The 8,998-nt window shown below is 72.7% G+C and carries 11 protein-coding genes; all 11 read left to right on the plus strand.

Annotated features, from left to right (window positions below; all coding sequences use genetic code 11):
* A partial coding sequence (locus JWQ92_RS08520; protein WP_297344033.1) for a FliM/FliN family flagellar motor switch protein occupies positions 1-579 on the plus strand: 579 nt, incomplete at its 5' end.
* Positions 580-589: 10 nt separating this feature from the next.
* Positions 590-1,318 (plus strand): flagellar motor switch protein FliN, encoded by a 729-nt coding sequence (fliN, locus tag JWQ92_RS08525; RefSeq protein ID WP_297344034.1) that lies wholly within the window; start codon positions 590-592, stop codon positions 1,316-1,318.
* A gap of 9 nt (positions 1,319-1,327) precedes the next feature.
* Positions 1,328-1,951, plus strand: coding sequence for a flagellar biosynthetic protein FliO (locus JWQ92_RS08530; protein WP_297344035.1), 624 nt, complete (start codon positions 1,328-1,330; stop codon positions 1,949-1,951).
* Between the two features lie 116 nt (positions 1,952-2,067).
* A complete protein-coding gene (fliP, locus tag JWQ92_RS08535) occupies positions 2,068-2,814 on the plus strand; it encodes a flagellar type III secretion system pore protein FliP (protein ID WP_297344042.1) in 747 nt (248 codons plus the stop codon).
* Positions 2,815-2,816: 2 nt separating this feature from the next.
* Positions 2,817-3,122 carry a flagellar biosynthetic protein FliQ gene (locus JWQ92_RS08540; RefSeq protein ID WP_297344036.1) on the plus strand — a complete coding sequence of 102 codons (306 nt, stop codon included), beginning with the start codon at positions 2,817-2,819 and terminating at the stop codon, positions 3,120-3,122.
* A gap of 4 nt (positions 3,123-3,126) precedes the next feature.
* On the plus strand, positions 3,127-3,885 hold the full coding sequence (locus tag JWQ92_RS08545; protein ID WP_297344037.1) for a flagellar biosynthetic protein FliR: 759 nt from the start codon (positions 3,127-3,129) through the stop codon (positions 3,883-3,885).
* Complete coding sequence (locus tag JWQ92_RS08550; RefSeq protein WP_297344038.1) at positions 3,886-4,962, plus strand: EscU/YscU/HrcU family type III secretion system export apparatus switch protein; 1,077 nt, start codon at positions 3,886-3,888, stop codon at positions 4,960-4,962.
* Between the two features lie 100 nt (positions 4,963-5,062).
* The gene (locus JWQ92_RS08555; protein WP_297344039.1) at positions 5,063-5,881 is read left to right on the plus strand and encodes a dienelactone hydrolase family protein; all 819 of its coding nucleotides are present in this window, start codon (positions 5,063-5,065) and stop codon (positions 5,879-5,881) included.
* 65 nt (positions 5,882-5,946) lie between these two features.
* The gene (locus JWQ92_RS08560; RefSeq protein WP_297344040.1) at positions 5,947-6,330 is read left to right on the plus strand and encodes a hypothetical protein; all 384 of its coding nucleotides are present in this window, start codon (positions 5,947-5,949) and stop codon (positions 6,328-6,330) included.
* Between the two features lie 238 nt (positions 6,331-6,568).
* Entirely contained in the window at positions 6,569-8,569 is a 2,001-nt protein-coding gene (locus tag JWQ92_RS08565) for a flagellar biosynthesis protein FlhA (RefSeq protein WP_297344043.1), read from the plus strand.
* The coding region (locus JWQ92_RS08570) for a hypothetical protein (protein WP_297344041.1) at positions 8,544-8,998 on the plus strand (455 nt) is incomplete at its 3' end. The genes JWQ92_RS08565 and JWQ92_RS08570, both read left to right, overlap by 26 nt.

The raw sequence follows: 8,998 nt of genomic DNA on the forward strand, positions 1-8,998 counted from the left end.
CTCGCCGAGGCCCGGTTCTGGGCCTCCCGTCTCGTCGGCGGCTCGGGTGCGGCATCGGGCGAGGAGCGGCTGCTCACCCCGGTCGAGCGCGCCCTCGTCTGGCACCTCGTCGACGAGCACGCCGTCGAGCTGCACCTCGCCTTCGACGGCCTCCTGCCTCCGCTCGTCGTCGAGGCGTTCGCCTACGACCGGGTCGGCGAGCTCGCCGCGCCCGACGACCTCATGGTGCAGGCGGGCTTCGCGCTCGACCGCGACGGCATCCGCGTCGTGCTGACCGTGACGGTGCCGGCCGAGCCTCTGCTCGAGGCGCTCGGCCACGGTACCGCCAGGCAGGACCAGGCGGTCGTGAGCCGCCGGCTGGAGCAGCACGTCGCCGACGCCCCCGTCGAGATCGCGCTGCGGTTCGACGACACCAGGGTCGGCGCCTCGGTCGTGCTCACCCTCGCGGAAGGTGATCTGATCCCCCTGGATCACCCGCGGCACCAGCCGCTCGCGATCACGATGGACGGCTTCCCCGTCGTCCGAGCCGCCGTCGGGGGGAACGGCGACCGCCTCGCGTGCGTCGTCGTGGATGCATGAGGAGCCGCACGTGACGTACCCCTCCGCCCTGTCCGACGTGGGCACGCCGTCGTCCGACGACGCCTCGCTCGAGACGGCGTGCGCGAACGCGCTCGTCGCGGCGCTGCCCGGCGCCGCCCTCATGGCGCAGCGCCACGGTGGCGCGCCCGTGCCGCCCGCCGAGCTCGCCGGCGGGGTCTCGGCGACCTACGTCGGCTCGCGGTCCGCGGACTTCGCCGTCATCCTGCTCGACCGCACCGAGCTCGCGGCGGCGGCGGGCGGTGACGCGGCCCGGCTCCGGCTGGGCGACGTGCTGCGCCCCGCGCTCGAGCAGGCGGCATCGGTGATCGGCGGCGGCATGCTCGGCGACGCCGGCGACGGCGCCCCCGCCTCCCTGTTCCAGTCGCCCGACACGGTCGTGTTCGACCTCGTCGGCGAGAACGGCGTCGCCGGCTGGTTCGCCGTGCAGCTGCGCGGCGGCGGGACGCCCACCCGCCGCACGGGAGACGTGTCGGCGAAGCTCGGCCGGATCAGCAACGTCGAGATGACCCTCGCCGTGGAGATCGGCCGTGCCCGCGTGTCCGTGCGGGAGCTGCTCGATGCCCAGCCCGGCACGGTCATCGAGCTCGACCGCTCCGTCGGCTCGCAGGCCGACGTGTTCCTGAACGGCCGGATGATCGCGCACGGCGAGGTCGTCGTCGTCGACCGCCGGTTCGCCGTGCGCATCACCGAGGTCCTCGACACGATCGACGAGGGCTGACCCTCCTCCATGGACACCGTCTTCCTCGCGCTGCGCGTCATCGTCTCCCTCGGGGCGGTCTTCGGCGCGCTGTTCGTGGCGCACCGCTGGATCACGAAGGGCCGCCCCGGCAAGCCGCGCGGCAAGTCGATCGGCATCGTCGCGCGACAGGGGCTGGGAACGAAGGCGGGCGTCGCGATCGTCGACGCCGGCGGGCAGCGCTACCTGCTCGGCGTCACGGAGCACGCGGTGACCGTGCTCGACCGGCTGGGGCCGGCCGAAACGGACGACGGCCGCGTCGCCGTCGTGTCCACGGCACCGGTGCCGCTCCTTTCGCCCGTGCCGTCCGCGTTCGACCGCGAGATGCAGCGCGCTGCCGGGACGGGCACCGGTGGTGTGCCCGTCGTCGTCGGGCCCGAGGCGGGCCCCTCCGGGCCGCCGACCCAGACCATCTCCCTCCCGCACATCGCGCGCCAGACGGCGCCGCAGGCGGTGCCCGCGCAGTTCGCGACCCGCCGGGCCGCCCTCGCGGCGGAGGAGGCCCGGGTCGCCGCCGACCGGGCCCGCACCGCGAAGGCGTCGCCGCTCGCCGGATCCGTCCTCTCGCCCGAGACGTGGCGGCAGACGGCGGCCGCCCTGAGACGACCTCGGTGACCCGCGGCGCTCCCGCGACCGCCGGCCGGGTGCGCCTCCCGGCCGCGGCGTTCGCGAAGACCTGGTGGCCGACGGCGGTCGTCGCCCTGCTCGGCGTGCTCGTCGTGCTCTACCTCGTGATCGCCTCGCCGCTGTCGGCGTTCGCCGATCCCGTGATCCCGGTCGTGCCGACCCCCACCCCGACGGCCGGATCGGGGGCCGTCTCGATCACGATCGGGGGCCCGAGCGGGGCGCCGTCGACGTCGGTGATGGTCCTGATCGGCATCACGCTGCTGTCGGTCGCACCCGCGCTGCTGCTGATGATGTCGTCGTTCACGAAGATCTTCGTGGTCCTCGCGATGACGCGGAACGCGCTCGGCCTGCCGACCGTGCCGCCGAACCAGGTGCTCGCCGGGCTCGCGCTGTTCCTCTCGTTGTTCATCATGTGGCCGGTGCTCCAGCAGGTGAACACGGCCGCCGTCGGCCCGTTCCTCGCCGGGAAGATCGACTTCAACGCGGCGATCGGGGCCGCATCCGTGCCGCTGCAGCACTTCATGGTGCAGCACACGAAGGAGAGCGACATCGCGCTCATGACCCGGGCGGCGGGTCAGGCGAACCCGACCAGCGCCGCGACCGTGCCGCTCGTCACCCTCATCCCCGCGTTCATGCTCTCCGAGCTGCGGGCGGCGTTCATCATCGGGCTCGTCATCTTCGTGCCGTTCCTCGTGATCGACCTCGTCGTCTCGTCCGGCCTGATGGCGATGGGCATGATGATGCTCCCGCCGACGATGATCGCGCTGCCGTTCAAGATCCTGCTCTTCGTCCTCGTGGACGGCTGGGGCCTCATCATCACCTCGCTCGTGCAGAGCTACCGGACGGGATAGCCGTGACCCAGAACCAGGTCATCGACCTCGCCCTCCACGCGCTGCTGCTGGCGGGCGAGCTCGCCGCGCCGCTGCTCGTCACCTCGCTGGTGGTCGGGTTCGCGATCTCGGTGTTCCAGTCGATCACGCAGATCCAGGAGCCCACCCTCTCCTTCGTGCCGAAGGCGGTCGCCGTCGCGATCGCGCTGCTCGTCTGCGGCCACTGGATGATCTCCGAGGCCGTGAGCTTCACGCAGGGCCTCTTCGCGCTGATCCCGACCTACACCGGCACGGGCGTGACCGGGTCCGGTGTCGCCGGCAGCGGCTGAGCCCGTGAACCTCACGCTGGACATGGCCTACGTGGAGGCCGCCATGCTCGCGGGCGTCCGGATCGTCGCCTTCCTGATCCTCGCGCCGCCGTTCTCATTCTCCGGGATCCCGCTGCGGGTCAAGGGGATGCTGTCCGTCGCGCTGTCCCTGCTCGTCGCCCCCCGCGCGGCGACCGGGCTCACCGCGGAGCTCGACACGGGCACGTTCCTGCTCGCGCTCGTGAGCCAGCTCATCATCGGCGCCCTGCTCGGGTTCCTCTGCGCGATGGTGTTCGCCGCCGTCCAGTCCGCGGGCAACCTCGTCGACCTCTTCGCCGGGTTCTCGCTGTCGCAGGCGTTCGACCCGCAGATGAACGTGAACGGCGCGCAGCTGACCCGCCTCATGCAGATGACCGCGCTCGGCCTGCTGTTCGTCAGCGGGGGAGCGGAGCTCATCCTCAACGGGCTGTTCCGCACCTTCACCGCGCTACCGGTCACCGGCATGTTCGACGTCGCGGCCGGAGACCGGCTGCTGCCGGGGCTCGGCCAGCTGTTCGTCGCCGCCGCGCAGATCGCCGGCCCGATCGTCGTCGTGCTGTTCCTCGCCGACGTCGGGCTCGGCCTGCTCACGCGGGTCGCCCCGGCGCTGAACGCGTTCCAGCTCGGCTTCCCGCTCAAGATCCTGATCACGCTGCTGTCGGGCGGTGTGCTGTTCCTCGCCCTGCCGCGGGTCGTCGCCTCGCTCACCGACGACGCCCTGGGCCTGATGGGGGCGCTTCACTAGATGAGCGACACGAGCGCCGAGCGCACCGAGAAGGCCACCCCGAAGCGGATGGAGGAGGTGCGGCGGGAGGGCAAGCTCTCCTCCAGCCGCGACATGACCGCCTGGGTGTCGATGGGCGCCGCCGCGCTCGTTCTGCCCGCGGTCCTCGCCGCAGCGACCAGCGCCCTCCAGGACCTCGTGCTCGGCCTGCGCGGCGTCATCCTGCATCCCGACGCCGACGCCGCCCAGCGCTACCTCGACGCCGCGCTCGGGCGCATCCCGCCGATCCTGCTCCCGATATTCGCGGCCGCGGTCGTCGGCGCCATCGTCGGGGCCCTGCTCCAGGGCGGCATCCACTTCAAGCGGTTCAAGTTCTCCGGGAAGCAGTTCGATCTCGTCTCCGGGGTCGGGCGGATGCTCGGCCGCCAGGCCCTGTGGGAGGGCGCGAAGGCGCTGCTGAAGACCGGCGTCGTCGGGGTCGCGGTGTTCGCGTCGATCCAGGGGATCCTGCCGCTGCTCGCCGGCTCCGGCGCCATGCCGCTGCCCGCCCTCGTCGGCATCGCGAGCGGGGTGCTCACCGCGGTGCTGCAGGCCGCGATCCTCGCCGGCATCGCGCTCGCCGCCGTCGACCTCGCCGTGGTGATGCGCCGCAACCGCAAGCACACGCGGATGACCCGCCAGGAGCTCAAGGACGAGGCGAAGACCACCGAGGGCGACCCGCTCGTGCGCCAGCAGCGGCGGTCGCGGGCCCTCGCGATCTCGAGGAACCGGATGATCGCCGCCGTCGCGAGCGCGGACGTGGTGCTGCTGAACCCGACCCACGTCGCCGTGGCCCTGAAGTACGAGCCGGGCAAGTCGGCGCCGCGCGTCGTCGCGAAGGGGGCCGGGGTGATCGCGGCGAAGATCCGGGAACGCGCCGCGGACGCCCGGGTGCCGATGGTCCACGACATCCCGCTGGCCCGTGCGCTGCACGCCGCGTGCGAGGTGGGGCAGGAGATCCCCGAGGAGCTCTACACCGCCGTCGCCCGAGTGCTCGCCTTCGTGATGTCGCTGAAGCGCCGCGGGGCGGCCCTCGGCGTGCACCGCATCGCCGGCTGACCGATCGGGAAGCGCCGGCAGTCTGAGGGCGGCCATCAGCGCACCCTGGTATCAACAGGGCTGGAGGGCCGCCGGCCGGCGACCCGACGAGGAGGACGCCATGGGCCGGATGATCACCCTCGAGGCCGACGGGCCGTTCGACGCCTACGTCGTCGAGCCGGACGGCGCGCAGCCGCCGAGAGGAGGGCTCGTCGTCATCCACGAGGTCTGGGGGCTCGTCGACCACATCAAGGACGTCGCCGACCGCTTCGCGCGGGAGGGCTACGTGGTGGTGGCTCCCGACCTGCTCAGCCGCGTGGGGGTGCGGCCCCAGCTCGGCGCGCAGCTGCAGGAGATCATGTTCAGCCCCGACGAGCGGGTGCGCAGCGAGGGCCAGCCGAGGCTGCGGGAGGCCACGGCGCCCATCCAGGCTCCGGCGTACGCGGCCTGGGCGATCACCGCGCTGCGGGGCGCCGTCGACTGGCTGGAGGAGACGCCGGGCGTCGGTAACCGGGTCGCGGTCACGGGCTTCTGCTTCGGCGGCACCTACTCGTTCGCGCTCGCCGCGGAGGAGCCGCGGATCCGCGCGGCCGTCCCCTTCTACGGTTCTCCGCCGCAGGCGACGGAGATCGACAAGATCACCGCGCCCGTGCTCGCGTTCTACGGCGACCGGGACGAGCGCCTCATCGCGTCGCTGCCGGAGGTGGAGCAGGCGATGAAGGGCGGCGGCGTCCACTTCACCTCGCACGTGTACGCCGGTGCCGGTCACGCCTTCTTCAACGACACCAACCCGCACACCTACCTGCAGGCCGCCGCCGCGGACGCGTGGACCCGAACCATCGGGTTCCTCGACCGGGCGGTCGGCGGTCCCGCCACCGCGGCGCCGAGGCGGGCGAACGAGGTGGGCACCGAGACGACGCCGCCGACGGTCGTCGGCTGACGCGGGTGCGGATCCGCAGGGATCCGCAGTGGCCCGCCGGTCGCGGGAGTGGCCAGAATCGGTTCATGCGCGCATGGCCGGCCTGGATCGTGGCCGTCGCCCTCGTCGGTGGCCTCGCCGGCTGCGGCACGACCCCTCGGCTGCCCGCCGGGTTCCCGGGCAGCGTGCCGGTGGTCGGCGGCACCGTCGTCGCCACCAAGCACGAGTACGGCGAGTGGTACGTCTGGGTGCGGTCGGCGCATCCGCTTGCCGACTACAAGACGGCCAGGGCCCTCCTGCTGCGGCACGGCTACAGCGAGACGGCGAACGACGAGACGGCCGGCGGCAGCACCGGCCAGTTCTGCTCCCCGACGTGGTGCTCGAACCTCACCGGCTACCACGACCCGACCTACGGCGACTCGGTCTCCTACGAGGTCTTCGCGACCACCGGGATGAACGCGGTCGGCTGAGCCGCGTGGCAACCCCGATCGGGGGGCGAGAACCCGCAGGATGAGCGCGGGACCGCCGTGCCCGTCGGATCGACGGCGGCGGCCCGACCTTCAGCGCACGGCGGAGCCGCGCGGGCTGGCGGTCCTCCGGCGGAGCCGGGCCACGGACCACCTCGCTGCAGGGAGAGAAGTGCGACGACTCCGTCTCGGCCGCACGGCGGCCGCGGTCGCGGTGCCGCTCGGCGTGGTGGCGATCATCATGCTGCTCGTCGTGCCCGTGCCGTCGTGGCTGCTCGACCTGCTGATCACCGTCAACATCATGTTCGCGCTCGTGATCCTGCTCACGACGATGTTCGCGAGGCGTCCCCTCGACTTCTCCGTCTTCCCGTCGCTGCTGCTCATCGCGACGCTGTTCCGGCTCGGCCTGAACGTGGCCTCGACCCGCCTCGTGCTGGGGCAGGGCTACGCCGGCGAGGTCATCCACGCGTTCGGGCAGGTCGCCGTCGGCGGCTCCCTGATCATCGGCGCGGTCATCTTCCTGATCCTCGTCGTCATCCAGTTCGTCGTCGTGACGAAGGGTGCGGAACGGGTCGCCGAGGTCGGTGCCCGCTTCACCCTCGACGCCATGCCCGGCAAGCAGATGGCGATCGACGCCGACCTGAACTCGGGGCTCATCACCGAGGACGACGCCCGCAGGCGCCGCGCGGACGTCGCCGCGGAGGCCGACTTCTACGGCGCGATGGACGGCGCGAGCAAGTTCGTCAAGGGCGACGCGATCGCGGGCATCGTGATCGTGATCATCAACATCGTCGGCGGCATCGGCATGGGCGTGCTGATGCACGGCCAGCAGATCACCGACGCGCTGAACACGTACACGCTCCTCACCATCGGCGACGGTCTCACCGCGCAGATCCCGGCGCTGCTCATGGCCGTCTCGACCGGCATGATCGTGACGCGGTCGAACTCGGAGTCGGAGCTCGGCGAGACCGCCGGGCAGCAGCTCGCGCAGTCCCGCACCGCGCTCATGATCGCGGGCATCGCCGCCTGCGCCATGGCGCTGATCCCGGGCATGCCGCTCATCCCGTTCCTGCTCGTCGGCGTGACGCTGATCGTGGTGTCGCGGCGGCTCTCCCGCGCCGAGCGGCGCAAGGCCGCGGCTGCGGCGCTCGCCGTGACCGCGACCGGGGAGGCGGCCGCCGCGTCGGACACCCCGGAGGAGCTCATGGAGCAGATGCGGGTGCACGCCCTCGAAGTGCTGCTCTCCGCGGACCTGGTCGACCTCGTCTCCGGTGTGAGCGACGATCTGCTCGCCCGCGTGAAGTCGCTGCGCCGCCGGATCGCCCTGGAGTACGGCGTCGTCGTCCCGCCGGTGCGCACCCGTGACAGCGTGGACCTGCCGCCCTCCACCTACGTGCTCCGCGTGGCGGGCGTCGAGATGGGCAGGGGCATCGCACCCGTCGGCAAGGTGCTCGCGATCGGCGACCAGCTCGACGCGCTGCCCGGCACCCCCACCATCGAGCCGGTGTTCGGCCTCGCGGGCAAGTGGATCCCGGCGGAGATGCGGCATTCGGCCGAGATCACCGGCGCGACCGTCATCGACCGCGGATCCGTGCTCGTCACCCACCTCTCGAACGTGATCACGAGCAACGCGGCCCGCCTGCTCTCCAGGGAGGACGTCCGCGTGCTCACCGAGGGCGTGAAGCGGGTCAGCCCGGCGGTCGTGGAGGAGCTGATCCCGAACCTGCTCACCCTCGCCGAGGTGCACCGCGTGCTGCAGGGGCTGCTGCAGGAGCGGGTGCCGATCAACGACCTGCCCCGCATCTACGAGGCGCTCACCCTGCGGGCGCGCGCGTCGACGGATCCCGAGGGCCTCGTCGAGGCGGCCCGCGCGGCGCTCGGCCCGGTGGTCGTCTCCGCGCACCTCGAGGACCGCACGCTGCGGGTCATCATGATCGACCCGGTGCTCGAGCAGTCGATGCTCGAGCAGCTGCGGCCGTCGGAGATCGGCTCGCAGGTGCTGCTCGACCCGCAGCGCATCGGCCAGGTCGTCGACAGCCTGCGCGCCGCAGTGGCGCAGGCCGAGGCGCGCGGGTGGGCACCGGTGCTCGTCTGCGCACCCGCGCTCCGGTCCGCGGTGCGACGTCTCGTCGCGCCGCAGACGGACGGGCTGCCGGTGCTGTCCTACCAGGAGGTGACGTCGTCCGACGTCACCATCGAGACCGTTGGAGTGGTGCGTGCCCTCGATCCGATTTCGGCTTGACAAGCCCACCCTGACCGGGCTGGCCGAGCAGGTGCGCCGGGAGTACGGTCCGGACGCCCGCATCGTCGCGACCCAGGAGTCCGTCGTCGGCGGCCTCGGCGGCCTCTTCGGCCGCAAGGTCGTCGACGTGACCGTCGACCTGCCCGACGCGGCGCACATCGACGGCTCGCACCAGTTCGACATGCCGACGCGCGTCGGCCTCGCCGCACTGCTCGAGGACGCCGACAGCCAGGACTTCGGCGCGGCCGCGGGGGGCCCCTTCGCGGACGTCCTCGGCCCGGCGGCAGGCGCCGCGAGGGAGCCCGCGGTCTCCACGCAGGGCCACGACTTCGCGTCGATGCTCGACGCGCTGCGGATCGACGTCGAGCCGGTGCCCGCGGGTGGCGGCGGCACGCCCGCGCGCCCGCTCGCGGTGCCCGACGTCCGGCG

The sequence above is a fragment of the Amnibacterium sp. genome (assembly GCF_025463795.1).
In the GTDB taxonomy this organism is placed as follows: domain Bacteria; phylum Actinomycetota; class Actinomycetes; order Actinomycetales; family Microbacteriaceae; genus Amnibacterium.

Coding starts and splice junctions, on each gene's coding strand:
- JWQ92_RS08530 (WP_297344035.1), top strand. CDS start 1,328: ATGGACACCGTCTTCCTCGCGCTGCGCGTCATCGTCTCCCTCGGGGCG.
- JWQ92_RS08550 (WP_297344038.1), top strand. CDS start 3,886: ATGAGCGACACGAGCGCCGAGCGCACCGAGAAGGCCACCCCGAAGCGG.
- JWQ92_RS08555 (WP_297344039.1), top strand. CDS start 5,063: ATGGGCCGGATGATCACCCTCGAGGCCGACGGGCCGTTCGACGCCTAC.
- JWQ92_RS08560 (WP_297344040.1), top strand. CDS start 5,947: ATGCGCGCATGGCCGGCCTGGATCGTGGCCGTCGCCCTCGTCGGTGGC.
- JWQ92_RS08565 (WP_297344043.1), top strand. CDS start 6,569: ATGCTGCTCGTCGTGCCCGTGCCGTCGTGGCTGCTCGACCTGCTGATC.